Annotated in this window: 20 protein-coding genes and 1 tRNA gene; 12 read left to right on the top strand and 9 right to left on the bottom strand. The window is 70.3% G+C overall.

The features are described 5' to 3' along the window. Positions 1 to 24: 24 nt before the first annotated feature. The gene (locus OG746_RS02340; protein ID WP_266711146.1) at positions 25 to 2,775 is read left to right on the top strand and encodes a penicillin acylase family protein; all 2,751 of its coding nucleotides are present in this window, start codon (positions 25 to 27) and stop codon (positions 2,773 to 2,775) included. Between the two features lie 66 nt (positions 2,776 to 2,841). On the opposite strand, the gene OG746_RS02335 is transcribed toward OG746_RS02340, so the two are convergent. Next, on the bottom strand, positions 2,842 to 3,474 hold the full coding sequence (locus tag OG746_RS02335) for a 5-formyltetrahydrofolate cyclo-ligase (RefSeq protein ID WP_266711144.1): 633 nt from the start codon (positions 3,472 to 3,474) through the stop codon (positions 2,842 to 2,844). Positions 3,475 to 3,568: 94 nt separating this feature from the next. Between OG746_RS02335 and galU the strand changes: the two genes are divergently transcribed. The 7 genes from galU (at position 3,569) to OG746_RS02300 (ending at position 9,385) form a co-directional block, all read left to right on the top strand. Continuing rightward, the gene (galU, locus tag OG746_RS02330; protein ID WP_266711142.1) at positions 3,569 to 4,471 is read left to right on the top strand and encodes a UTP--glucose-1-phosphate uridylyltransferase GalU; all 903 of its coding nucleotides are present in this window, start codon (positions 3,569 to 3,571) and stop codon (positions 4,469 to 4,471) included. 65 nt (positions 4,472 to 4,536) lie between these two features. Continuing rightward, a complete protein-coding gene (gene glp / locus OG746_RS02325; RefSeq protein WP_524540363.1) occupies positions 4,537 to 5,943 on the top strand; it encodes a molybdotransferase-like divisome protein Glp in 1,407 nt (468 codons plus the stop codon). 96 nt (positions 5,944 to 6,039) lie between these two features. Then, the gene (gene moaC / locus OG746_RS02320; protein WP_266711138.1) at positions 6,040 to 6,558 is read left to right on the top strand and encodes a cyclic pyranopterin monophosphate synthase MoaC; all 519 of its coding nucleotides are present in this window, start codon (positions 6,040 to 6,042) and stop codon (positions 6,556 to 6,558) included. Next, on the top strand, positions 6,555 to 7,082 hold the full coding sequence (locus OG746_RS02315) for a MogA/MoaB family molybdenum cofactor biosynthesis protein (protein ID WP_266711136.1): 528 nt from the start codon (positions 6,555 to 6,557) through the stop codon (positions 7,080 to 7,082). The genes moaC and OG746_RS02315 overlap by 4 nt, the downstream gene beginning before the upstream one ends. 20 nt (positions 7,083 to 7,102) lie before the next feature. After that, a complete protein-coding gene (locus OG746_RS02310; protein ID WP_266711134.1) occupies positions 7,103 to 7,747 on the top strand; it encodes a GNAT family N-acetyltransferase in 645 nt (214 codons plus the stop codon). A 171-nt stretch (positions 7,748 to 7,918) separates the two neighbouring features. Beyond that, positions 7,919 to 9,220: a divisome protein SepX/GlpR gene (sepX, locus tag OG746_RS02305; protein WP_266711132.1), complete on the top strand. Its 1,302-nt coding sequence runs from the start codon at positions 7,919 to 7,921 to the stop codon at positions 9,218 to 9,220. Between the two features lie 91 nt (positions 9,221 to 9,311). Continuing rightward, a tRNA-Ala gene (locus tag OG746_RS02300) sits at positions 9,312 to 9,385 on the top strand. A gap of 62 nt (positions 9,386 to 9,447) precedes the next feature. Here OG746_RS02300 and OG746_RS02295 read toward each other — a convergent pair. Beyond that, a complete protein-coding gene (locus tag OG746_RS02295; protein WP_266711130.1) occupies positions 9,448 to 9,954 on the bottom strand; it encodes a GNAT family N-acetyltransferase in 507 nt (168 codons plus the stop codon). A gap of 67 nt (positions 9,955 to 10,021) precedes the next feature. Between OG746_RS02295 and OG746_RS02290 the strand changes: the two genes are divergently transcribed. Continuing rightward, on the top strand, positions 10,022 to 10,822 hold the full coding sequence (locus OG746_RS02290) for an exodeoxyribonuclease III (RefSeq protein WP_266711128.1): 801 nt from the start codon (positions 10,022 to 10,024) through the stop codon (positions 10,820 to 10,822). Between the two features lie 108 nt (positions 10,823 to 10,930). Here OG746_RS02290 and OG746_RS02285 read toward each other — a convergent pair whose 3' ends face one another. The 4 genes from OG746_RS02285 to OG746_RS02270 all read right to left on the bottom strand — a co-directional run bounded on the left by OG746_RS02285 (position 10,931) and on the right by OG746_RS02270 (position 14,606). Further along, positions 10,931 to 11,113 (bottom strand): hypothetical protein, encoded by a 183-nt coding sequence (locus tag OG746_RS02285; RefSeq protein WP_266711126.1) that lies wholly within the window; start codon positions 11,111 to 11,113, stop codon positions 10,931 to 10,933. Positions 11,114 to 11,236: 123 nt separating this feature from the next. After that, positions 11,237 to 12,112 carry an SDR family oxidoreductase gene (locus OG746_RS02280; protein ID WP_266711124.1) on the bottom strand — a complete coding sequence of 292 codons (876 nt, stop codon included), beginning with the start codon at positions 12,110 to 12,112 and terminating at the stop codon, positions 11,237 to 11,239. Beyond that, positions 12,109 to 13,077: an alpha/beta fold hydrolase gene (locus tag OG746_RS02275; RefSeq protein ID WP_266711122.1), complete on the bottom strand. Its 969-nt coding sequence runs from the start codon at positions 13,075 to 13,077 to the stop codon at positions 12,109 to 12,111. Before OG746_RS02275 ends, OG746_RS02280 begins: the two co-directional genes overlap by 4 nt. Next, a complete protein-coding gene (locus tag OG746_RS02270) occupies positions 13,074 to 14,606 on the bottom strand; it encodes a flavin-containing monooxygenase (RefSeq protein ID WP_266711120.1) in 1,533 nt (510 codons plus the stop codon). The genes OG746_RS02275 and OG746_RS02270 overlap by 4 nt, the downstream gene beginning before the upstream one ends. Before the next feature lie 132 nt (positions 14,607 to 14,738). Here OG746_RS02270 and OG746_RS02265 point away from each other — a divergent pair, with 132 nt between their 5' ends. Further along, entirely contained in the window at positions 14,739 to 15,413 is a 675-nt protein-coding gene (locus OG746_RS02265) for a MerR family transcriptional regulator (protein ID WP_266711118.1), read from the top strand. On the opposite strand, the gene OG746_RS02260 is transcribed toward OG746_RS02265, so the two are convergent. Beyond that, the gene (locus OG746_RS02260) at positions 15,402 to 16,448 is read right to left on the bottom strand and encodes a DUF6528 family protein (RefSeq protein WP_266711116.1); all 1,047 of its coding nucleotides are present in this window, start codon (positions 16,446 to 16,448) and stop codon (positions 15,402 to 15,404) included. The genes OG746_RS02265 and OG746_RS02260 overlap by 12 nt on opposite strands. A gap of 119 nt (positions 16,449 to 16,567) precedes the next feature. Then, positions 16,568 to 19,912, bottom strand: coding sequence for a S41 family peptidase (locus OG746_RS02255; RefSeq protein WP_266711114.1), 3,345 nt, complete (start codon positions 19,910 to 19,912; stop codon positions 16,568 to 16,570). Positions 19,913 to 20,082: 170 nt separating this feature from the next. Here OG746_RS02255 and OG746_RS02250 point away from each other — a divergent pair, with 170 nt between their 5' ends. Together OG746_RS02250 and OG746_RS02245 are read left to right on the top strand one after the other, a co-directional pair. Next, the gene (locus tag OG746_RS02250) at positions 20,083 to 20,670 is read left to right on the top strand and encodes a TetR/AcrR family transcriptional regulator (RefSeq protein ID WP_266711112.1); all 588 of its coding nucleotides are present in this window, start codon (positions 20,083 to 20,085) and stop codon (positions 20,668 to 20,670) included. Positions 20,671 to 20,794: 124 nt separating this feature from the next. Then, positions 20,795 to 22,993 carry an MMPL family transporter gene (locus OG746_RS02245; RefSeq protein ID WP_266711110.1) on the top strand — a complete coding sequence of 733 codons (2,199 nt, stop codon included), beginning with the start codon at positions 20,795 to 20,797 and terminating at the stop codon, positions 22,991 to 22,993. 23 nt (positions 22,994 to 23,016) lie between these two features. Here OG746_RS02245 and OG746_RS02240 read toward each other — a convergent pair whose 3' ends face one another. Beyond that, on the bottom strand, positions 23,017 to 23,391 hold the full coding sequence (locus OG746_RS02240) for an SsgA family sporulation/cell division regulator (RefSeq protein ID WP_266711108.1): 375 nt from the start codon (positions 23,389 to 23,391) through the stop codon (positions 23,017 to 23,019). Positions 23,392 to 23,554: the final 163 nt, after the last annotated feature.

Genomic DNA, 23,554 nt, shown 5'->3' with positions numbered 1-23,554 from the left:
CGAAGGACAGCAAGGATCCCGCCGATGCCCTCCACTACGAATGCCTCTGCCGGCAGCCCACCCGGTAAGAAGAAGGGGCGCCGAGCCCGACTGATCGTCATCGTCCTCGTGTTGGCCGTCCTCGCGGGCCTCGGATTCGGTGCCTACTGGAGCGTCGACAGCGTCCGCGCGTCCATGCCGCAGACGACGGGGTCCATCCAACTGGACGGGCTCGACGGGCCGGTGCAGGTCAAGCGGGACAGCTACGGGATCCCGCAGATCTACGCGTCCACGGACCACGACCTGTTCATGGCGCAGGGCTACGTGCAGGCGCAGGACCGCTTCTACGAGATGGACGTGCGGCGCCATACGACCTCCGGTCGGCTCTCCGAGATGTTCGGCAAGGGCCAGGTCAAGACCGATGAGTTCCTGCGCACCATGGGCTGGCGCCGGGTGGCGCAGAAGGAATACGACACCAAGCTGTCGCCCTCGACCAAGAAGTACCTCCAGGCGTACTCCAAGGGGGTCAACTCCTATCTGGGCGGCAAGAGCGGCAAGGACATCTCCGCGGAATACGTCGCGCTCGGCTTCGAGAACGACTACAAGCCGCAGAAGTGGTCCCCCGTGGACTCGGTGGCCTGGCTCAAGGCAATGGCCTGGGACCTGCGCGGCAATATGCAGGAAGAGATCGACCGCTCGCTGATGACGAGCCGGCTCGGCCCGAAGCAGATCGCCGACCTGTACCCCGACTACCCCTACACGCGGCACAAGCCGATCGTGCAGGAGGGCGGGTACAACAGCGCCACGAAGTCGTACGACGCGTCCTCGGGCGGCACGAGCACACAGTCGACCGGGGCGGCGGGCACCGGCCTGACGGGCGACGCAGGGGCCCCCAGCGGCCTCCAGAGCCAGCTCGGCGGCCTCTCCAAGGTCCTGGACGAGATCCCCGACTCGGCGGGCCTCGGCCCCAACGGCAACGGCATCGGCTCCAACTCCTGGGTGGTCTCGGGCGACCACACCATCACCGGCAAGCCGCTGCTCGCAAACGACCCGCACCTCGCGCCACAACTGCCGTCCGTCTGGTACCAGATGAGCCTGCACTGCACGAGCGTCTCCAGCAAGTGCCAGTACGACACGTCGGGTTACACCTTCGCCGGCATGCCGGGCGTGGTCATCGGCCACAACCAGAACATCTCCTGGGGCCTGACCAACTCGGGCGTCGACGTCACCGACCTCTACCTGGAGAAGTTCAGCGGCGACGGCTACCTGGTCGACGACAGGACGGTGCCCTTCAAGACCCGCAAGGAGACCATCAAGGTCGCCGGCGGTGACTCCAAGACGATCACGGTGCGGGAGACCGACAACGGGCCGCTGCTGTCCGACCGCAACTCCGAACTCGTGAAGGTCGGCAAGAAGGCCGGCGTGGACGCGGCGGCCCCCGACCGCGGCGACGGCTACGGCATCGCGCTGCGCTGGACCGCGCTGCAGCCGGGCAACACCATGGACGCCGTCTTCGGGCTCGACAAGGCGTCGAACTGGTCGGAGTTCCGCAAGGCCTCCGCCGACTTCCAGGTGCCCTCGCAGAACCTCACCTACGCCGACACCGAGGGCAACATCGGCTACCAGCTGCCGGGCCGGATTCCGACCCGCGGCGAGGGCGACGGCTCGCTGCCGTCCCCCGGCTGGGACTCCAAGTACCGCTGGACCGGCTACATCAAGCAGGACGAGCTGCCCTACGAGTTCAACCCGAAGCGCGGCTACATCGTGACCGCCAACCAGGCCGTGGTCGACGACAGCTACCCGTACACGCTGACCAAGGACTGGGGCTACGGCACCCGCAGCCAGCGCATCACCGACCTGATCGAGTCGAAGATCAAGGACGGCGGGAAGATCTCCACCGACGACATGCGCACCATGCAGATGGACAACAGCAGCGAGATCGCCAAGCTGCTCGTGCCCTACCTGCAGAAGATCGACGTCCAGGACAAGGACGTCAGGGACGCGCAGCAGCTCCTGGAGAACTGGGACTACACCCAGAACCCGGACTCGGCCGCCGCGGCGTACTTCAACTCCGTGTGGCGCAACATCCTCAAGCTCGCCTTCGGCAACAAGCTGCCCAAGGAGCTGCGTGTCGAGGGCCAGTGCCTGAGCGTCGAGCCGGTCGACAAGTCGGGCCCCGCCGACGAGGACCGCAAGGTCCGCGAGTGCGGCGAGCGGGACACGCACTCGGCGCAGCCGGACGGCGGCGACCGCTGGTTCGAGGTCGTCCGAAAGATCATCAAGGATCCGAAGAACGACTGGTGGAAGACGCCGGGCAGCCGCACGAACGAACCCACCGAGAACCGTGACCAGCTGTTCAAGCGCGCCATGGAGGACGCCCGCTGGGACCTCACGGCCAAGCTCGGCAAGGACATCGACACCTGGAGCTGGGGCCGGCTGCACAAGCTGGAGCTGAAGAACCAGACCCTCGGCACCGAGGGCCCCGGCTGGCTGCAGTACGTGCTCAACCGCGGCCCCTGGAAGCTGGGCGGCGGCGAGGCGGCCGTGAACGCGACCGGCTGGAACGCCGCGGGCGGCTACGGAGTCGACTGGGTGCCGTCCATGCGGATGGTGGTCAACATGGCGGACCTCGACAAGTCCAAGTGGATCAACCTCACGGGCGCCTCGGGGCACACCTTCAGCGACCACTACACGGACCAGACCGAGAAGTGGGTCAAGGGTGACCTGCTGCCGTGGCACTTCTCCGAGAAGGCCGTCGGCGACAGCACCGAGGACTCGCTGGTCCTGAAGCCGTAGCCGGATCAACACCGAAGGGGCCTCACGCGTGCGCGTGAGGCCCCTTTCGCATGTGCGGTGCGGTGGTCAGAAGCGCCGCACGCCCGAGGGCGTCACCACCGCGTCCACGGCCTTGTCGTGCGCCTCCTGGGGGAGGTGCGCGACGACCTCGCTGTCGTGGAGCAGGACGACCAGTGCGGGCCGTGCACCGGCTGCCTCCAGGCGAGCGAGCACCCGGTCGTACGAGCCCCCGCCGCGGCCGAGCCGCATCCCACGCGCGTCCACGGCGAGCCCCGGCAGCAGCACCGCGTCCGCCTCCAGGACGGCGGCGGGGCCGAGCCGCTCGCCGCCGGGCTCCAACAGGGCCATCTTTCCCGGGTGTCGCACCGTGGTGAGCGAAGCCGCCCCGTCGTACGCGCCCCAGTCCAGGTCGTTGTCGGGCAGCAGGGCAGGCAGCAGTACGCGCGTCCCGCGCGCGCGAAGGGCGTCGAGGAGCGCGCCCGTCCCCGGCTCGCCGCCCACGGAGACATACGCCGCCACCGTGCGGGCGTTCGCCAACTCGTCGAGTTCGAGAGCTCGGCGGGCCACGGCCCGCTCCGTCTCCCGTATGTCATCCTCCGTCAACGAGTTCCTCACCCGGAGGAACTCCCTGCGCAATGAACGCTTGTCAGGGTGGACGCCGCGCGGATCTTCTGCGGGCTCATCGGTGTGCGGACTCATAGCCGGGTCACAAACCTCTCCTATTCGACGCATATATGTGCCTTCAAAGCGGACCCACAGATTCCGCCCATAGCAGCCGGATATGGTGACTCGCATGACTGACGCGCACACCAGGATCACCAAGGCTGTCATCCCCGCCGCGGGCCTCGGCACCAGGTTCCTGCCCGCCACGAAGGCGACTCCCAAGGAGATGCTCCCGGTCGTCGACAAGCCGGCGATCCAGTACGTGGTCGAAGAGGCCGCGTCCGCGGGACTCGGCGACGTACTGATGATCACAGGTCGCAACAAGCGCCCGCTGGAGGACCACTTCGACCGCAACCACGAGCTGGAGGCGGCCCTTCAAAAGAAGGGCGACGCGGACCGCTTGGCCAAGGTCCAGGAGTCCAACGACCTCGCCACGATCCACTACGTGCGCCAGGGCGACCCCAGAGGCCTCGGCCACGCGGTCCTGTGCGCCGCCCCCCACGTGGGCGACGAGCCGTTCGCGGTGCTGCTCGGCGACGACCTGATCGACCCCCGCGACCCCCTGCTCCAGAAGATGGTGGAGGTCCAGGAGGAGCACGGCGGCAGCGTCATCGCGCTCATGGAGGTGGAGCCCTCCCAGATCCACCTCTACGGATGTGCCGCGGTCCAGGCCACATCGGACGGCGCCGTCGTACAGGTCACCGACCTGGTGGAGAAGCCGGATCCGGCCGACGCCCCCTCCAACTACGCCATCATCGGCCGCTACGTACTCGACCCCGCCGTCTTCGACATACTGCGCAAGACCGAGCCCGGCCGCGGCGGCGAGATCCAGCTCACCGACGCGCTCCAGCAGCTCGCCGCCGACGAGAAGATCGGCGGCCCCGTGCACGGCGTCGTCTTCAAGGGCCGCCGCTACGACACCGGCGACCGCGGCGACTACCTCAAGGCGATCGTCCGCCTCGCGTGCGAACGTGAGGACCTGGGGCCGGAGTTCCGCGCCTGGCTGCGCGGCTACGTCGCCGAGGAGATCTGACACCCCGCTCGCTCCCCGGCGGACCTGCGCCTCGGTGCGGCACCCCACCTCCAGGGCGTCACACAATGCCCGTGGTAGTAACACCGGAGTACCAGAAAACCGGCACGAGGAGCAGGGGAGCAGCAGTGAACAGTTTCAGTGCCACGACGGACCGCGCGCAGATCTGGTCGGTGGACGAGCATCTGGAGGACATCCTCGCCACCGTCACCGCGCTCGACCCCATCGAGCTCCAACTCCTCGACGCGCAGGGCTGTGTGCTCGTCGAAGAGGTGACGGTCCCGCTGTCGCTGCCGCCGTTCGACAACAGCTCGATGGACGGGTACGCGGTGCGCGTCGCGGACATCGCGGGCGCGAGCGAGGAGTTCCCCGCCGTGCTCACGGTGATCGGCGACGTCGCCGCGGGCCAGGCCGAACAGCCCACCGTCGGCCCCGGCGAGGCCGCCCGCATCATGACGGGCGCCCCGCTGCCGCCCGGGGCCGAAACCGTGGTTCCCGTGGAGTGGACCGACGGAGGGCTCGGCGCGGGCCCCGTCACCTCGATGGCCGCCCACAGCACGGCCCCTGAGGGCGCCTCAGGAGAGGTCCGCGTGCACCGCCCCGCCGAAGCACGCGCGCACGTACGCGCGCAGGGCAGCGACGTACAGGCGGGCGACCGGGCGCTCACCGTCGGCACCGTCCTCGGCCCGCCGCAGATCGCGCTGCTCGCCGCCATCGGCCGCGGCACCGTACGCGTGTGCCCGCGCCCGCGCGTGGTCGTCGTCTCCACCGGCACCGAACTCGTCCAGCCCGGCGAACAGTTGGCGCCGGGCCAGATCTACGACTCCAACAGCTTCGCCCTCACCGCCGCCGCCCGCGACGCCGGAGCCATCGCCTACCGGGTGGGCGCGGTCGACGACGACGCCGAGACGCTGCGCTCCACCATCGAGGACCAGCTGATCCGCGCCGACCTCATCGTGACGACGGGCGGCGTCAGCGTCGGCGCGTACGACGTGGTCAAGGAGGCCCTGACCGGCATCGGCGACCCGGACGACGAGGAGGGCATCGGAGCCGGCAGCGGCGTCGAGTTCCGCAAACTCGCCATGCAGCCCGGCAAGCCGCAGGGCTTCGGCTCCATCGGCCCCGACCACACCCCGCTGCTCGCGCTGCCGGGCAACCCCGTGTCGTCGTACGTCTCCTTCGAACTGTTCGTACGCCCCGCGATCCGCACCCTGATGGGCCTGCCCGAGGACACCGTGCACCGCCCGAAGGACCGCGCGACGCTCACCGCCGACAAGGCGCTGACCTCGCCCTCAGGCCGCCGCCAGTTCCTGCGCGGCGTGTACGACGCCGAGGCCGGCGAGGTCGCCCCCGTCGGCGGCGCCGGCTCGCACCTCATCGCGGCGCTCGCGCAGGCGGACTCGCTGATCGTGGTCCCCGAGGACATGACGTCGGTGGAGCCGGGCACCGAGGTGGACGTGGTCCTGCTGGGCTGAGAGAGCCGATTGTCGGAGGCTCGCGATAGCGTGTCGCGCACAAATCGTCCGGCGCGCCGCACCGCGCACGGCTCGGATCGGGAGCGCCACACCAGCATGAGTACTTCGCCAGACCAACAGGACCAGCAGGACAGGACCGGCCGGCTCACGCACATCGACGAAGCGGGCGCCGCCCGCATGGTCGACGTATCGGAGAAGGACGTCACCGCGCGCACCGCCCGCGCCAGCGGCCGCGTCCTCGTCTCGCCGCGCGTGGTGGAGCTGCTGCGCGGCGAGGGCGTGCCCAAGGGGGACGCGCTCGCCACGGCGCGCATCGCGGGAATCATGGGCGCCAAGCGCACCCCCGACCTGATCCCGCTCTGCCACCCGCTGGCCGTGTCCGGCGTGAAGCTCGACCTGTCCGTGGCGGACGACGCCGTGGAGATCCTTGCCACCGTGAAGACCACGGACCGCACGGGAGTCGAGATGGAGGCGCTCACGGCGGTCTCGGTCGCCGCGCTCACCGTCGTCGACATGGTCAAGGCGGTCGACAAGGGAGCGGTCATCTCGGACGTACGGGTCGAGGAGAAGACCGGGGGCAAGTCCGGGGTCTGGAACCGGGAGGCCAGGGCATGACCGACAGCTACCGCGCCCTCGTCGTCACGGCCTCCAACCGGGCTGCCGCCGGGATCTACGAGGACAAGGGCGGCCCCTTGATTGCGGAGGGCCTGAGGAAGCTGGGCTTCGCCGTCGAGGGCCCCCAGGTGGTGCCGGACGGCGACCCCGTGGAGGCCGCCCTGCGGGCCGCGGTCGAGGCGGCGTACGACGTCGTGATCACCACCGGCGGCACCGGCATCTCGCCCACCGACCGCACCCCCGAGGCGACGGCCCGCGTCCTCGACCGCGAGGTGCCGGGCATCCCGGAGGCGATCCGCGCGTACGGCCGGGAGAAGGTGCCCACGGCGGCGCTCTCGCGTGGCCTCGCGGGGGTCGCCGGGCGCACACTGATCGTGAACCTGCCGGGTTCCAGCGGGGGCGTGAAGGACGGGCTCGCCGTTCTCGGGCCGCTGCTGACCCACGCCGTCGACCAGATCCACGGCGGCGACCACCCCAGAAGCGATCCCAGACCCGATGTCCAGGCACCCGGGGGTGCGCGCTGAACAGCCCGTCGTGGCCCGTCGTGCTGGTGGAGGGCGATGTCGTCCTCCGCCCCATAAGGCTGCGCGACCAGCGTGCCTGGCGCGAAGTGAACCGGCGCAACCGCGACTGGCTGCGCCCCTGGGAGGCGACCATCCCGCCGCCCACCCCGAGCGGTCCGATCACGCACCGCCCGACATACCGTCAAATGGTGCGCCACCTGCGCTCGGAGGCGAACGCGGGCCGGATGCTGCCCTTCGTCGTCGAGTACCAGGGCCGCCTCGTCGGGCAGTTGACCGTCGCCGGGATCACCTGGGGGTCGATGTGCTCGGGCCATGTCGGGTACTGGGTGGACCAGTCGGTGGCGGGCCGGGGCGTGATGCCGACGGCCGTCGCGCTCGCGGTCGACCACTGCTTCCGCACCGTGGGGCTGCACCGCATCGAGGTCTGTATTCGGCCGGAGAACGGGCCGAGCCGCAGGGTCGTGGAGAAACTCGGATTCCGCGAGGAGGGGCTCCGCCCACGGTATCTCCACATCGACGGGGCCTGGCGCGACCATCTTGTCTTCGCGCTCACCGCCGAAGAGGTCCCGGAAGGACTCCTGAAGCGTCGACGTCGCGAGCGGCGTGGAAACGCCGCAGGTCCGAGTGCCCCCAACGCGGTCGATCCCGGCACCCCCTCGAAATGAAATAAATGTTCGAAATTGATCGATGAGGCACCGTCAGGGGTCATTGAATTCCCCCGAAGGTCGTCCTGTTGATCACATCGATCGCAAAAAAGCTCGGATTATCAGCCAGATCGTGCGACACACCGACTCAATTGGCGGATGACCCCGTGCAAACCCCTCTACGGTGTGTCCGTGAGCAGCAGCGGCCTCATCTACGCAGTCATCGTCGGGGCCTGGGCCGCCTACTTGGTGCCGATGTGGCTCCGTAGGCAGGACGAGTTGAACGAAGCTCGTCCGACGGAACGCTTCAGCACCGCCATCCGGCTTCTCTCCGGCCGGGCGGGCATGGAGCGCCGGTACGCCAAGGACCTGCAGGCGCGCTCGCCCGAGGCGGACGAGCGGCGCGGCGACCCGGTCGACCCGGACGCACCCACCGAAGGGGTGGACGTCCGGAACGTCGGCATGTCTCCTTCCGGGGAGCGACGCGCCCCGCACGCGGGGCGTGAACGCCGCGAAAGCCGTGAACACCACGATTCCGCCCGGGAGTTCGCGGAACCGAACCGCGAGCGGGCGGTACCCGCCCGTGAACGCGTGGAACCGACCCGCGAACGCGTGGAACCCGCCCGCGAGCGCGTGGAGCCCGCCGCCCGCGAGCCCGAACCGGCGGCCGAGCCCACGGCGCCCGCCAAGTCCCGGGCCGCCCGCGCCGCTTCCGCCGCCGCCGAGGCACAGGCCGCGCGCGCCCGGCGCACCAAGGTGCTCGCGCGCCGCCGCCGTACGACCGTGCTGCTCTTCGCCGCCTTCACGATCGGCGCCGTCGTGGCAGCCGTCGGCGGCGTCGCGTTCCTGTGGGCGCCCGCGGCCCCCGCCCTGCTCCTCAGCGCGTACATCGTCTACCTGCGCACGCAGGAACGCCGCCGCTACGCCTACGTCATGGACCGCCGCCGCGCCGAGGTCGCCGCGCAGCGACTGCGGGAGCGCCAGCCGCGCAGGCGGCAGCCGGCCGCGGCACGCGCCGCGGCCGAGGACCAGGAGGAAGGACCATCGGTGGACGAGACCGCCACCGATCCCGGCCTCGAGGCCCTCGCCGCCGACCGGCGCGCCCTCGTCGAGCAGACCGACCATCAGGAGTGGGTCGACCAGCAGCGCGAGCGGCAGCGCCACCCGGGCCCCGGCGACAGCTGGGACCCGGTCCCCGTGCCCCTGCCCACGTACGTCACCGCCCCCGTCGCCCCACGCGCCACCGGCGGCATCGACTACAACGCACCCGAGACGTGGAGCTCCGCCCGCTCCTCCGCCGCGGAACAGGCCGCGCAGCAGCAGGAGGAGCACACCCCGGACTCCGCGGAGTCCGCCGAGCCGGTGGCCGACGACGGCCGCAGCGACGCCCGCCGCGCCGCCTCCGCCCGCCGCTCCCGCGAGCGCGGCCGCACGCCGCTCTTCGACCAGTTCGACGACGGCGCCGACGGCAGGCCGCGCGCCGCCAACGAGTGAGCCGGACCACTCCGGAACCCGCCCGGCTGACCAGCCAGGGAACGGATTTCCAAGCACCCGGATCGGGGTGCTAGAGTTTCACTCGTTGCAAGGGCGTGTGGCGCAGTCCGGTAGCGCACCTCGTTCGCATCGAGGGGGCCAGGGGTTCGAATCCCCTCACGTCCACTGCAATGAAAGCCCCGACGGGAAACCGTCGGGGCTTTCGCGTTTCTCCGTGAGGACGACGCCTACAGCTTCTTCGCGAAGCACCGGCTCAACTCGTCGAACCGGTAGTGGCCGAACTTGGCGCACGGCTCGTAACCGCTCGACGTGTACAGGGCTATCGCCTCCGGCTGCTTGAGGCCCGTCTCCAGAACCATGCGCGTACGCCCCGCCTCCCGGGCGTCCTCCTCCAGCGCCGCGAGAATCTGCCGCGCCAGACCCAGACCGCGCGCCTCCGGAGTGACGTACATGCGCTTCAGCTCGGCGTCGCCGTCCGCGTACCCCTCCTCGTTCTCCTCCTGGCCGCGCCAGCCGCCGGTCGCGAGCGGCGTGCCCGAGGCGTCGTACGCGATCAGGTAGAGGCCGCGCGGCGGCTCGAACATCGTCGGGTCCAGCGGCGTGACGTCGCCCTCGTCGCCGTACCGCTCCGCGTACTCGAGCTGGACGCGGTCGTTCAGCGCGATCGCGTCGCGGTGGCCGAAGGAGGTGGGGCGCAGGAGCGGGGCCTCGACTCCAGGAAGCTGAATACTCATACGAACCATCGTAACTCTATGCGGGAGCTTGCGGTCGAGTCTTTCGATATGCCGGTATCGTGCCGGGGTGCTGACTGTGACCTCTGTGAATGTGAACGGGCTCCGGGCCGCCGCCAAGAAGGGCTTCGTGGAGTGGCTCGCCGAGACCTCCGCCGACGCCGTCTGCCTCCAGGAAGTGCGCGCCGAGCCGCACCAGCTGCCGGAGAACGTGCGTGAGCCCGAGGGCTGGCACGTCGTGCACGCGCCGGCCGCCGCCAAGGGGCGGGCCGGTGTCTCCCTCTATACGCGGCGCGAGCCGGAGCGGGTGCAGATCGGGTTCGGCTCGGCCGAGTTCGAGGACAGCGGCCGCTACGTCGAGGTGGACCTGCCGGGCGTCACCGTCGCCAGCCTCTACCTGCCCTCCGGCGAGGTCGGCACGGAGCGCCAGGACGAGAAGATCCGGTTCATGGGGGAGTTCCTGCCCTACCTGAAGTCCCTGCGCGAGCGGGCCGCCGCCGACGGCCGCGAGGTCGTGGTCTGCGGCGACTGGAACATCGCCCACCAGGAGGCCGACCTCAAGAACTGGAAGGGCAACAAGAAGAACTCCGGCTTCCTGCCGGAGGAACGCGCATGGCTGTCCTCCGTCTTCGAGCCTACGGACGGCGGCTACGTCGACGTGGTCCGCTCACTGCACCCGGACGTCGAGGGGCCGTACTCGTGGTGGTCGTACCGGGGGCGGGCTTTCGACAACGATGCAGGTTGGCGCATCGATTATCAGATTTCGACGCCGGGGCTCGCCGGGCGCGCGGTGAAGGGCTTCGTCGAGCGGGCCGCCACGCACGACGAGCGGTGGTCGGATCACGCACCCGTCACCGTCGTGTACGAGTAGGCGCCCGAGCCAGGAGCCAGGAGCCAGGAGCCAGGAGCCAGGGAGCCGACATGACTGGGCCCCGTCCGGAGATCCGGACGGGGCCCAGTCACATGTGTTCAGGTGGCGTCACTGCTGGAAGCGGTCCTTGGCGTCCTGGGCGGCGTCCTGCGCCTTGTCCTTGGCCTGGTCCATGCCGTCCTTGGCGCGGTCCTGGCCTTCCTCGGACTTGCCCTCGGAGCCGCCCATGGCGTCCTTGGCCTTGTCCTGCAGCTGCTCGGCCTTGTCCTTGAACTGGTCAGAGATACCCATTTGATGCACTCCATGAAGGGTGGGGGTTGGGCCTCGACCAGACTTACACGGTGCCCGATTCGCCGCATTTTGATCAATGACGGACTGTGTTCGGGATGGCGGGTGGGATGAGGAAAGTGCAGGTCAGTGGCCTCGTGCGGCCTCGTCGGCGGCGCCGCCCGCGCCCACGAGGCCCTTGGAGACGGTGTCGAGGCGGCCCTCGAAGCGCCGCATCCGCTGCTGGCCGATGACTCCGATCGCCGCGGGCAGGTATCCGCGTATGCCCTGCATGCCGCGCAGCCACCACTGCGCGTACACGTGGGGCGAGCGGCGCTCGATGCCCGCCACGAGGCGGTCGACCGCCGGGCCCAGCGGGTACGTCTTGTTCGACGGCCACGGCAGCTGCTGGCGCAGCTCGCGCATCACATCGTCCTGGTCGGCGCCGCGCACCATGTCGGTGTCCGTCCACGACAGGTAGCCGACGCCGACGCGTACGCCCTTGTGGCCGACCTCGGCGCGCAGGCTGTGCGCGTACGCCTCCACGCCCGACTTGGACGCGCAGTAGGCGGTCATCATCGGGGCGGGTGTGATCGCGGCGAGGGAGGCGATCTGCAGCAGGTAGCCGCGGGACTCCGTCAGTACGGGGAGGAAGGCGCGGGCCGTCACGGCGGAGCCGATGAGGTTGACCTCGATGACGCGGCGCCATGCCACCGGGTCGGATTCGGCGAAGGGGCCGCCGGTCGCGACGCCCGCGTTGGCGATGACGATGTCGACCTTCCCGAAGCGGTCCTTGACCTCCTGGGCGACCTGCGCCATCGCCACGTGGTCCGTGACATCCGCGTGCCACCAGTCGGCGTCGGAGTGCAGCCGCCCGGCCACCTGCTTCAGCTCGTCCGGTTCGAGCCCGACGAGCGCGATCTTCGCGCCGCGTGCCGACAGCTTGCGTGCGAGCAGTTCGCCCACGCCGCGCGCGGCTCCCGTGACGACCGCGACCTGACCTTCGAGACTGACCCTGCTCATGCGGCATCGGCCCCCTTCTGCGACTGAGATTGCGACTGTGACTGTGATTTCGGCTGTGCGTACTTCTGGGAGAGGTCGCGGATCTTCGTCGTGACGGCCTCGGGGGCCTCGACGGGTGTCATGTGGCCGAGGCCCGCCAGTTCGGTCAGGCCCGCAGAGTTGGGGAGCGCGGCGGCGATCCGGCGGGCGTGCGCGACCGGGGTGAGGCGGTCGTCGGTGCCTGCGACGACGGCGACCGGCATGGTCAACTGCTCGACCCCGGCGTCCAGTTGGAGGTGTTCGAGTACGTGTGACCAGCCGTAGCGCACCTCGCGCGGGCAGGCGTGCACGATCCGTGCGCAGGCCTCGACCTTGTCGGCGGCCGAACCCGGGCCCATCGTCGCGTACTTGAGGACCCGCTTGCCGATCGGTGTGACGGGTCCGAGCGGTGCCTTCGAGCCGAGGATCGTGCGGGTGAACCGGGTCCGCAGGTTGCTCGCTCGCATCAGCGGCACCACGGTCGCCTCGGCCACGAGCTGCGAGCTTCCGGTGCTGCACAGCAGGACGGCGGCCGCGTGCTCCTGGAACTTGGGGCGCCCGGCGGCGGCCATCATCGTCATGCCGCCCATGGAGTGCCCGGCGAGCACCGCCTGCTCGCCCGGCTCCAGCGTCGCGCCGAGCACGGCCTCCAGGTCGTCGGCCAACATGTCGGTGGTGTACGGGAGTTGGGTGGCTGCCGGGCTGCGGCCGTGCCCCCGCTGGTCGTACACGATCACCCGGTGGTCGGTGGCGAGGGCCCGCGTCTGCGCTGCCCAGAACGCCGTGGAGCAGGTCCAGCCGTGCGAGAGCAGCACGGCCGGGGCACCCTCGGGGCCGTGCACCTCGACGTGGAGCCGTGCCCCGTCCGCGGAGGTGACGGTCAGCTCGCGGGCGGCGACGGGCGGTGCGTACGGTCCCGTCGTCACATGGCGCATCAGACGGCTCATGCGGCGTTCACCTTGGCCTTCTTCTTGGTACGCGTGGGCGTGGCCGGCTCCGCGGGCGCGCGCACCACCTCGTACTCGCCTACGTCGACATGCCGGGTGGCGTGCCGGAATTCGGTGGTCGTGCCCGGCCACACCGTCGTGTTGACCCCGTTCTCGTCGAGGTACCAGCTGTTGCAGCCGCCGGTGTTCCACACGGTGCGCTTCATGCGGTCCTGCACGCGGTTGTTCCAGCCGGTGACGGCGGTCTCGCGCGGGTTGAGGGCGACGCGGCCGCCGAGGACGTGCAGCTGGCGCATGTAGTCGGCCAGGTAGTTCAGCTGGGCCTCGATCATCAGGATCATCGAGGAGTTCCCGAGGCCGGTGTTCGGGCCGATGACGGTCATGAAGTTCGGGAATCCGGCGGCCGTGGCGCCGCGCAGCGCCTTCATGCCGTTCTTCCACGACTGCATGAGCGTGTCGCCGTCGGCGCCGATCACCCGGTCCGCGATCGGCATGTCGGTGACGTGGAAGCCGGTGCCGAAGACGATCGCGTCGACCTCGGCCTCGCTGCCGTCCGATGCGACGAGGGTGTTCCCGCGGATCTCGCTCAGTCCGGAGGCGACGACGTCGACGTTGGGCTGGGCGAGCGCCGGGTAGTACGTGTTGGAGAGCAGGATCCGCTTGCAGCCGATGCGGTAGTCCGGGGTGAGCTTGGCGCGCAGCCCCGGGTCCTTGATCGCCCGGTGCATGTTCCGCTTGGCCAGCTGCTCGACCATGCCCAGTTCGTTCGGGTGCTTGGTGAACGCCTGGACCTGCAACTCCCGGATGCCCCAAAGGAGTCCGCGGCGCGCCTGGGTGGTGAAGGGCAGCTGTCGGTGCAGCCAGCGTTCGGCGGGTGAGATGGCCCGGTCGGCGCGCGGCATCACCCACGGCGGCGTGCGCTGGAAGAGGGTGAGGTGCCCGACCTCCTTCTGGATGGCCGGCACGATCTGGATGGCCGACGCACCCGTCCCGATCATGGCGACGCGCTTGCCCCGCAGGTCGTACTCGTGGTCCCACTGCGCGGAGTGGAAGACCTTGCCGGGGAAGGTGTCGATCCCGGCGATGTCCGGCGTCTTCGGGTCGGACAGCGGTCCGGTGGCGGACACGACGACGTCGGCGGTGAGCTTCCCCTTCGCCGTGTCGATCTCCCACCACAGCTGGTCGTTGTCCCAACGCAGCTGCGTCACCTCGGAGTTGAGGCGGATGTGCGGCCGAAGGCGGAAGGTGTCGGCGACGTGCTCCAGGTACTCGCGGATGTGCTCCTGCCCGGAGAACGTCCGCGGCCAGTCGGGGTTGGGTGCGAACGAGAAGGAGTACAGGTGGGACGGCACGTCGCAGGCGCATCCCGGGTAGCTGTTGTCGCGCCAGGTCCCGCCGACCGAGTCGGCCCGCTCCAGGACCACGAAGTCGGTGATCCCCTCGCGCCGCAGCCTGACCGCCGCGCCGAGGCCGCCGAAGCCGGACCCGATCACCGCCACTCGTACGTGCTCGTGCTCCTGCTCGGGCATCCCGGCGCCTCCTTTGCCGCAGCGACTCTGCCAGTGAACACTGGCGTAATTCGGAGAGTAGAGGCTCTGCGTACTCATGGGTAGGGGTCGGGCCAAGGAAAGTTACCGGCAGTACGGCATAAGGTTTCCGACGTGGCACAGGATGAGACGGGACACGGAAAGAAGCACGAGTACCGCATGGAGGAGCTGGCGAAGGCGGCCGGTATCACGGTCCGCACCGTGCGCTTCTACCGTGAACGCGGGCTCATCAAGCCGCCCCGCCGCGAGGGCCGCATCGCCTGGTACGACGAGACGCACCTGGACCGGCTGCGCACGATCGCCTCGCTCCTGGACCGCGGCCACACCCTCAACGGGATCAGCGAGCTCTCCGAGGCCTTCGACCGCGGCCGCGACGTCGGTGAACTCCTCGGCGTGCAGCCCACGGAGGAGGTCCCCGTCCGTCTCTCCGCCGCCGAGCTCGCCGACCACTTCGCCGACGACGTCACGCCCGAGAACCTCCAGGCGGCCCTGGATCTCGGCTACTTGGGCATCGACGGCGAGGAGATCGTGCACATCAGCCGCCGGCTGCTCGACATCTCGGCGGCCCTGGTCCGTGAGGGCATCCCGCTGGCCGACGTCCTGGCGGCGGCCAGGCGCGTGCGTGAACACGCCGACGCCCTGGCCACCCTCTTCACCGACCTCGTCGCCGAGCACGCCTCCGACAAGGACATCGACCGCCTGCGCCCGCTGGCGAAGGGAGTCGTGGAGGCGGAGCTGTCCCTTGCGCTCGACCGCAGGCTGGAATCGCCCGACGGGTCACCTGGGTAGCCACCAACGGGCCTTGTAGATCCCGCCGTTGACGTACTTGAAGGACCCGGTCGGCCGGTGCAGGCTCACGGTCGTCGTCCACCAGGTCTCCCCGAGCCCGGGCTCAGGGACGGTGGTGACCACCCGCCCGGTGCGCGGATCGTCCCCCACGCATTTCACGGACTTCCGGACGATCTCCGAGGCCCCCGCGAAGTCCTGTACGAAGCTGCGGCTCGCGATGTCGTACTGGAACACCGACGCGCTCGTCGTCACCCACATCCGCCCCGGAACCCCGGCCACGGGGAACAGGTCGTGCCCGCCGGCGGACTTGCCCGGAGTCGCGACCGGCAGGGCCACGCCGAACCGCCGCACCAGCGAGGGCCGCACCCGCGTGCCCTCCACCCCGTAGGCCACCAGCTCGTCGTCACCCATGACCCACAGCACCTCGCGCGCCCGGTCCCAGTGCAGCCCGTGCGCCCCCTTCAGCTCGGCCTCCGTGTACCGCGTGGAGTGCGGCCCGAGGGACGCCGCGTACAAGCGCACCCGCGCGCCCGTGCTGCACGCGACGGCGACGTTCCCGTCCGGCAGGATCTCGGCGGTGTGCGGGTTGATCAGATCGTCTCCGGGGCCGAGCGCCCCGGCCCAGTAGCGGCGCCCGCTCGGCCACTCCACCACGCCCACGAACCCGAACGAGGCCGTGGTCAGCACGAACGTACGCCCGCGATACCGGCGCACCTTCGCCTCGCTCGGGTACACCCAGCTGATGTCGGGCTCGACGTCCCGGTACCGGGTGTCGCCCAGGGGCGAGAACGCCCAGCGCACGACGCCGGGATTCTCCGCCGGGTCCCACACCCCCACCCGCGAATCCATCACCAGCAGCCGCTTGCTCGCCTGCTCGGTGATGAGGACGGGTGGCAGCCCGGGAGTCGCCGCCGCGGCTCTCCCCGTACTGCCGAGTGCCAGCGCCGCCCCGATTCCCGCGGCGCCGAGCAGGACCCCTCTTCGTGAACCGTGCGAAGAACCCTGCGAGGAACTCTGCGAAGAACCCTGCGACATGAAATCCCCCTGGGAGACAGGTAGTCGACCGCGTCATCGCCATGTACGCGCCCAGAATCTGTCATGCCAGGGGGAAGCGGGTAAGCCCTCCGCAGGACATTGGTCCGGCGGAGGTTCGGTCAGCGCGGCGGCAGCTTCGGCCGCCTCCGGTCGGGGACGTCCGAGTAGTCCGGCGGCGTCGTCGCGCCCTGTTCCGTCAACAGGTTGAGCGCCAGCTCCACCGCGTCGTCGAGCTGGGCGTGCCGGCCCTCCGCCCAGTCGAGGGGGGTGCGCAGGGCCTCGATGTCCGGTTCCACGCCCCGGTTCTCGATGGACCAGCCGTACTGGGGGAACCAGGCCGCGTTCATCGGCACCGTGATCACCGTGCCGTCGCCGAGCTTGTGGCGCCCGGTCATGCCGACGACGCCGCCCCAGGTGCGCTGGCCCACGACCGGGCCGAGCGCCAGCAGCTTGAACGCGGCGGCGATCATGTCGCCGTCCGACGAGGTCGCTTCGTCGGCGAGGGCGACGACGGGACCGCGCGGGGCGTTCGAGGCGTACGACACCGCCTGCGCGTTGCGGGTCAGGTCCCAGCCGATGATCTTTCGGGTGAGTTTCTCGACGACCAGCTCGCTGATGTGGCCGCCCGCGTTGCCGCGTACGTCGACGATGAGCGCGGGCCGGGAGACCTCCATGCGCAGATCGCGGTTGAACTGGGCCCAGCCGGAGCCGCCCATGTCGGGGATGTGCAGATAGCCGCACTTGCCGCCGCTCAACTCCCGTACGACGGCGCGGCGTTTGGCCACCCAGTCCTGATAGCGCAGCGGGCGTTCGTCGACGAGCGGGACGATGGCGACGCGGCGGGGGCGGCCGCCGCCTTCCGCGCACGTGAAGGTCAGCTCGACGGTCGTGCCGCCGGCGCCCGCGAGCAGCGGGTAGGGGCCCGTGACCGGGTCGACCGGGCGGCCGTCGATGTGGGTGAGGACGGCGCCGTCGCGGATGCCGGTGCCGGCGAGTGGGGAGCGGGCCTTGGAGTCGGAGGAGTCGCCGGGCAGGATGCGCTGGAGCGTCCAACGGCCGTCGCGGCAGACGAAGTTGGCGCCGAGCAGGCCCTGCGCCCGCTGGTAGTGCGGCGGGCCCTCGTTGCGGCGGGCGGCGGCCACGTAGGCGTGGGACGTGCCGAGTTCGCCGAGGACTTCTCGTAGGAGATCCGCGAACTCGTCGGGGGAGGCGACCCGTTCGACCAGCGGCCGGTACTGGTCGAGCACCGCGTCCCAGTCGATGCCGCACATGTGCGGCTCCCAGAAGTAGGCGCGGATGATCCGGCCCGCCTCGTCGTACGCCTGCCGCCACTCGGCCGCCGGGTCGGCCTCGTGCAGGATGCGGCGCAGGTCGATCCAGACGGTGGTGTCGTTGTCACCCGCCTCCGTGGCGGGCACGGCCTCCAGTTCGCCCTCGTCGACGACGACGAGCCGGGAGCCGTCGCCGCTGACCGCGAACCAGTCCATGTGGGCGACGAGTTGGGACTTCTTCCCCTTGACCAGGTCGAAGTGTTCGAGGGTGGGCTGGGCCGAGGGGTCGGCCGGGTTGGCGAAGGTCTCGCCGAGCGCGCCCGAGATCGGCCAGCGCAGCCACACCAGGCCGCCGCCTGCGACCGCGTGCAGCGACGAGTACTTGGACGCCGAGACGGGGAACGGCACGACACGGTTGGCGAGGCCCTCGATCTCCACGGTCGGCGTGCCGTCGCCGCCCGCGTCCTCGACCGGGTCGAGGCCGCCCGCCGCCGTCCGACCGTCGGGGGAGAGGGCGAACGGGGACGGCGTCGCGGACGACAGCGGTACGAGGTAGGGGCGGCAGCCCAGCGGGAACGACAGGTCGCCGGTGTGCACGTCGTAGACGGGGTCGAAGCCGCGCCAGGAGAGGAAGGCGAGATAGCGGCCGTCCCGCGTGAACACCGGGTTCTCGTCCTCGAAGCGGCCGTTGGTGACGTCGACGATCGTCGCCGACTCGCCCTTCCCCGGGGGGACCGCGCCGATCGCGGTGGAGCCGCCGCCCCGGTTGATCCGGGCCATCTTGATCTGCCGCAGCGAGCGGCCGATGCCCGGGTGAGACCAGGTCAGCCAGGCGCCGTCGGGGGAGAAGGCGAGGTCACGGACGGGCCCGTTCGTGGAGCGGATCAGCTCGGTGACGGTCGGTTCCTCCAGCGGCGCCTCGCCGCCCTCGTCGCCCACGTCGACGAGGAGCAGCCGCCCGTCGTTCGAGGCGATCGCGAGCCGCTCCCCGTCCGGGTCGGAGACCAGCTCCTGTACGCGGCCCAGCCGGCCGGAGGCGAACCGGCGCGGTGCCCGGTCGCCGCTGGCCCGCGGCAGGTAGGCGATCTCGACGGCGTCCTCGCCGTCGGCGTCGGTGATGTAGGCGACCTGGCCGCCCGAGCCCAGCATCTCGGGCAGGCGCACGCGCACGCCCGGGGTGTCGGCGATGGTGCGGGCGGGGCCGTCGCGGTGCGTGAGCCAGTACAGGCTGCCGCGGACGACGACGGCGCTGGCCCGGCCCGTCTCGTCGACGGAGAGCGAGTCGACGTGCTGGGCGGCGGGGACCTGGTAGCTGCGGCGCCCGGCGCGGGGGCCGCCGAGCCGGACCCGCAGCTTGCGCGGCACCGAGTCGGGGTCGAGGTCGTCGAGGATCCACAGGTCGCCCGCGCACTGGTAGACGACGCGGGTGCCGTCGGTGGTGGCGTGCCGGGCGTAGAAGGAGTCGTGGTCGGTGTGGCGGTGCAGGTCGGTGCCGTCGGGGCGGCAGGAGTAGACGTTGCCGATGCCCTCGTGGTCGGAGAGGAACGCGATGCGGCCGTCCACGAACATCGGGTCGTCGAGATGTCCGTCGAGGTCGGCGAGGATGCGCTGTCCGTGCACCCACAGCCGGCCCTGCGCGCCGCCCCGGTAGCGCTTCCAGGCGGCCGGTTCGTGCGGCGCCGTACCCGTCAGGAGCAGGGTCTGCCGCTCCCCGTCGATGTCGGCGACCTGGATGTCGGAGACCGGGCCCCAGGGGAGTTTGCCGCCGGGGGAGCCGTCGGTCGGGACGCTGTAGGCGAAGGTGAAGTACGAGAAGGGCTCGCCGTGCGAGGCGACCGCGAGGATGTCGCACCGGCCGTCCTTGTCGGGGGGAGTCCAGCCGCGCACCTGGGTGTCGACGCTGCCCCAGTACGTGAGCCGGCGCGCGGAGCCGCCGTCGACCGGCGCCACATGGATCTCCGGGTCGAGGCTGCGCCACGTCGTGTACGCGATGTGCCGGCCGTCGGGGGAGAAGCGCGGGTGGCTGACCTTGGTGCGGTCGACGGTGACCCGCCAGGCCCGCGTCGAGCCGTCGAGCGGCGCGACCCACAGGTCGTCCTCGGCGGCGAAACACAGCCGATCGCCGCTGATGTGCGGGAAACGCAGGTACGCCCGGCCGTCCGCATCGTCGGTTGCCTCAGTCGCCTCAGTCACCTCCTCATGCTTTTCCGCGACGCGGCCTCCGGCAACCGGGACTCACTGAGAAGGGTGTGCGGGAAGGTGTGCGAGAAGGTGTGGCGCAGCGCACGAACGAAACCGTTTCGTTTCGCTAGGGGGCAGGGTACTTTTATGGCGTACGCATACGGAGAGGTCGGGTGGGTGACATGGTCGCCGAGGCAACGACGCGTCGCAGCCGGATCACGCCCGAGCGCGAGGCCGAGCTGTACGGCGCCGTGCTCGAACTTCTCCGCGAGGTCGGCTACGACGCCCTGACCATGGACGCCGTGGCCACCCGGACCCGGTCCAGCAAGGCCACGCTCTACCGTCAGTGGGGCGGCAAGGCCGAGCTGGTGGTGAAGGCGCTGCGGAGCCAGAAGCCGCACTTCGACGTGGTCGACACCGGCTCGCTGCGCGGTGATCTGCATGCGATGGCCGTCCGCGAGGACGACTGCCACATGGAGCAGAACAGCGCGCTGATGCGCGGCCTGATGGTGGCCGTGCACGCCAATCCGGATCTGCTCGCGGCCTTCAAGGAGTGGATCGTCGCTCCCGAGGTGTCCGGTCTCGACCGGATGCTGCGCAGAGCGGTGGACCGAGGCGAGATCCGGGCCGACAACCCGGCGCTCGGCTACGCGCTCCACATGCTGGTCGGCGCGTTCGCGACCCGCACGCTCATCGACGAAGAGCCACCGACGCAGGAATACCTCGTCTCGTACATCGACGCTGTGGTCCTCCCCGCCCTCAGCGCCTGACCCTTTCCCAGCGCCTGACCCTTCCCCACCGTTCCACCTGACGCACAACCGCTCATGTCGTCGGGCCGATCACACATGCCCTGCTGTCCTGTTGGACCCACGACCTGACCGGGAGTACGCCTCCGTGGCCACATTCCTCTACAAACTCGGCAAACTCGCGTTCCGCCGACGGCACTTCGTCGCCCTGATCTGGGTGGCCCTGCTCACGCTCGCGGGCGTGGGCGCCGCCACCGCGCCGACCGCCGCCTCCAGTTCCTTCTCCATACCGGGGACCGAGGCCCAGAAGGCCTTCGACCTGCTCGACCAGCGCTTCCCCGGATCCGCCGCCGACGGGGCCACCGCCCGCGTCGTCTTCGAGGCGCCAAAGGGGGAGAAGCTCACCGACGCGGCCAACAAGGCCGACATCCAGGACACCGTCGCCGAGATCAAGTCCAGCTCGAAGCAGGTCGCGTCCGTCGCGGACCCGTTCGTCGCGAAGACGATCAGCAAGAACGGCACGATCGCCTACGCCTCGGCGACGTACAAGGTCTCCTCGATGGAGCTGACCGACGCCGACCGGGACGCGCTGCAGGACGTCATCGACGAGGCGAAGCAGACCGGTCTGACCGTCGAGGTCGGCGGTGACGCGCTCCAGGCCATGCCGGAGACGGGCGCCACCGAGGTCATCGGCATCGCGATCGCGGCCGTCGTCCTGGTGATCACGTTCGGCTCGCTGATCGCGGCCGGTCTTCCGCTGCTGACCGCGCTGATCGGTGTCGGCATCGGCGTCTCCGCCATCACGGCGCTCGCCAACGTGCTCGACCTGGGCAGCACCACCTCCACCCTGGCGATGATGATCGGCCTCGCGGTCGGCATCGACTACGCGCTGTTCATCGTGTCCCGGTACCGGGGCGAACTCGCGGAGGGCCGGGACCGGGAGGAGGCCGCCGGGCGGGCCGTCGGCACCGCAGGGTCGGCCGTCGTCTTCGCCGGGCTCACCGTCGTCATCGCGCTGGTCGGCCTCGCGGTCGTCAACATCCCGATGCTGACGAAGATGGGCATCGCGGCCGCCGGCACCGTCGCCATCGCCGTGCTCATCGCGCTCACCCTGATCCCGGCGCTGCTCGGCTACGTCGGCAAGCGGGTGCACGGCCGCAAGGCCCGTAAGGACCTCGGTGAGAAGAAGGAGCCCAAGGTCAACATGGGCACCCGCTGGGCCGGCTTCGTCCTGCGCCGCCCGGTCACCGTCCTGATCGCGGGCATCGTCGGCCTCGGCGCCATGGCCGTCCCGGTCGCCTCGCTCGAACTCGGCCTGCCCGACGACGGCGCGCAGCCCACGAGCACCACCCAGCGCAAGGCGTACGACCTGCTCTCCGAGGGCTTCGGGCCCGGCTTCAACGGCCCGCTCATGACGGTCGTCGACGCCAAGGGCGCGGCCGACCCGAAGGCTGCGGTCTCCGAGGTCGTCCGGGAGATCAAGGGCACGGACGGCGTCGCGGCCGTCACCCCGGCGACGTTCAACAAGGCCGGCGACACCGCTGTCATCAGCGTCGTCTCCAAGTACAAGCCGTCGTCGGTCGACACCGAGAACGTCGTGCACGACATCCGCGACGCGGGCGCCGACATCAAGGCGGACTCCGGCGCCGAGCTGAGCGTCACCGGCTCCACGGCCATGAACATCGACGTCTCGCAGAAGCTCAACGACGCGCTGATCCCCTACCTGGCGCTCGTCGTCGGCCTCGCGTTCCTGCTCCTGATGGTGGTCTTCCGCTCGATCCTGGTGCCGCTGAAGGCGGCGCTCGGCTTCCTGCTGTCGGTGCTCGCCGCGCTCGGCGCCGTCGTCGCGGTGTTCCAGTGGGGCTGGCTCGGTTCGCTGTTCGGCGTCGAGCAGACCGGTCCCGTCATGTCGATGATGCCGATCTTCATGGTGGGCGTGGTCTTCGGTCTCGCGATGGACTACGAGGTGTTCCTCGTGACGCGCATGCGTGAGGCGTACGTCCACGGGGAGCGGCCCGCGCAGGCCGTCGTCACCGGGTTCAAGCACGGGGCGCGGGTGGTCACGGCCGCGGCGATCATCATGATGGCGGTGTTCGCGGGCTTCATCGGAAGCTCCGAGCAGATGGTGAAGATGATCGGCTTCGGCCTCGCCATCGCCGTCTTCTTCGACGCGTTCATCGTCCGTATGACGCTCGTGCCCGCCGTCCTCGCGCTGCTCGGCAAGAAGGCCTGGTGGCTGCCGAAGTGGCTGGCGCGGGTGCTGCCGAACGTGGACGTGGAGGGCGAGGGGCTGCGGACGGCCGACGCCGACCGTCCGGACGACGAGCGGGAGCTCGTCAGCGCGTGACGCCCTTCAGCGGGTGATGCCCTTCAGCGGGTGATGCCTTGAGGGGCCTTGGCCGGGGTGACGGTCGTGTAGGTGCGGCGCAGGAAGCGGACCAGCGCTTTCGTGTCGAACTGCACGACCGTCACCCCGCTCGGCTTGTGCGGCGCGTGGAACTCGATGACCGTCTGCACGCGACCGCACGGCCAGATCCGGACGGCGCCGCCGGTGACCGGGGCGCGCAGGCCGCGTTCGAGCAGCTCGCGGGGGAAGGCTCCCCACTCGCCGGAGCCGGGCAGTGCGACATGGACCGTGCCGCTCTCGTGGCGCAGCACGACGGGGACCGCCTGGCCGGCCTCGGGGGAATCGGTGACGACCCGGGCTCGCGCGTACTGCTCTACGTACTGCTCGACAACCGTCATGTCCTTAAATGTCGCATATACGGGGGTGTACAGACCAGGGATGGCCGGGGGGTAATCGGCGCTGAGACGCTATTGCAAGGCGTTCGCAACAAAGCACTATCATCGAACGGTTCACCGGACGCCGAACCCGGACGTCGAAACCGGACCCTGCCCCCGGCCCCCG

This window comes from Streptomyces sp. NBC_01016 (assembly GCF_026341035.1).
Classification (GTDB): Bacteria; Actinomycetota; Actinomycetes; order Streptomycetales; family Streptomycetaceae; genus Streptomyces.
The sequence above is the reverse complement of the archived record's forward strand: the minus strand, read 5'-3'. Positions and strand labels throughout refer to the sequence as shown.

Bases quoted from the DNA above. Each gene is read 5' to 3' on its own strand.
- moaC (WP_266711138.1), top strand. From the start codon at position 6,040: ATGAGTACTTCGCCAGACCAACAGGACCAGCAGGACAGGACCGGCCGG.
- OG746_RS02275 (WP_266711122.1), bottom strand. From the start codon at position 13,077: ATGAGCCGTCTGATGCGCCATGTGACGACGGGACCGTACGCACCGCCC.
- OG746_RS02295 (WP_266711130.1), bottom strand. From the start codon at position 9,954: ATGAGTATTCAGCTTCCTGGAGTCGAGGCCCCGCTCCTGCGCCCCACC.
- glp (WP_524540363.1), top strand. From the start codon at position 4,537: ATGCCCGTGGTAGTAACACCGGAGTACCAGAAAACCGGCACGAGGAGC.
- OG746_RS02285 (WP_266711126.1), bottom strand. From the start codon at position 11,113: ATGGGTATCTCTGACCAGTTCAAGGACAAGGCCGAGCAGCTGCAGGAC.
- OG746_RS02340 (WP_266711146.1), top strand. From the start codon at position 25: ATGCCCTCCACTACGAATGCCTCTGCCGGCAGCCCACCCGGTAAGAAG.
- OG746_RS02335 (WP_266711144.1), bottom strand. From the start codon at position 3,474: ATGAGTCCGCACACCGATGAGCCCGCAGAAGATCCGCGCGGCGTCCAC.
- OG746_RS02250 (WP_266711112.1), top strand. From the start codon at position 20,083: ATGGTCGCCGAGGCAACGACGCGTCGCAGCCGGATCACGCCCGAGCGC.
- galU (WP_266711142.1), top strand. From the start codon at position 3,569: ATGACTGACGCGCACACCAGGATCACCAAGGCTGTCATCCCCGCCGCG.
- OG746_RS02280 (WP_266711124.1), bottom strand. From the start codon at position 12,112: ATGAGCAGGGTCAGTCTCGAAGGTCAGGTCGCGGTCGTCACGGGAGCC.
- OG746_RS02270 (WP_266711120.1), bottom strand. From the start codon at position 14,606: ATGCCCGAGCAGGAGCACGAGCACGTACGAGTGGCGGTGATCGGGTCC.
- OG746_RS02260 (WP_266711116.1), bottom strand. From the start codon at position 16,448: ATGTCGCAGGGTTCTTCGCAGAGTTCCTCGCAGGGTTCTTCGCACGGT.
- OG746_RS02240 (WP_266711108.1), bottom strand. From the start codon at position 23,391: ATGACGGTTGTCGAGCAGTACGTAGAGCAGTACGCGCGAGCCCGGGTC.
- OG746_RS02315 (WP_266711136.1), top strand. From the start codon at position 6,555: ATGACCGACAGCTACCGCGCCCTCGTCGTCACGGCCTCCAACCGGGCT.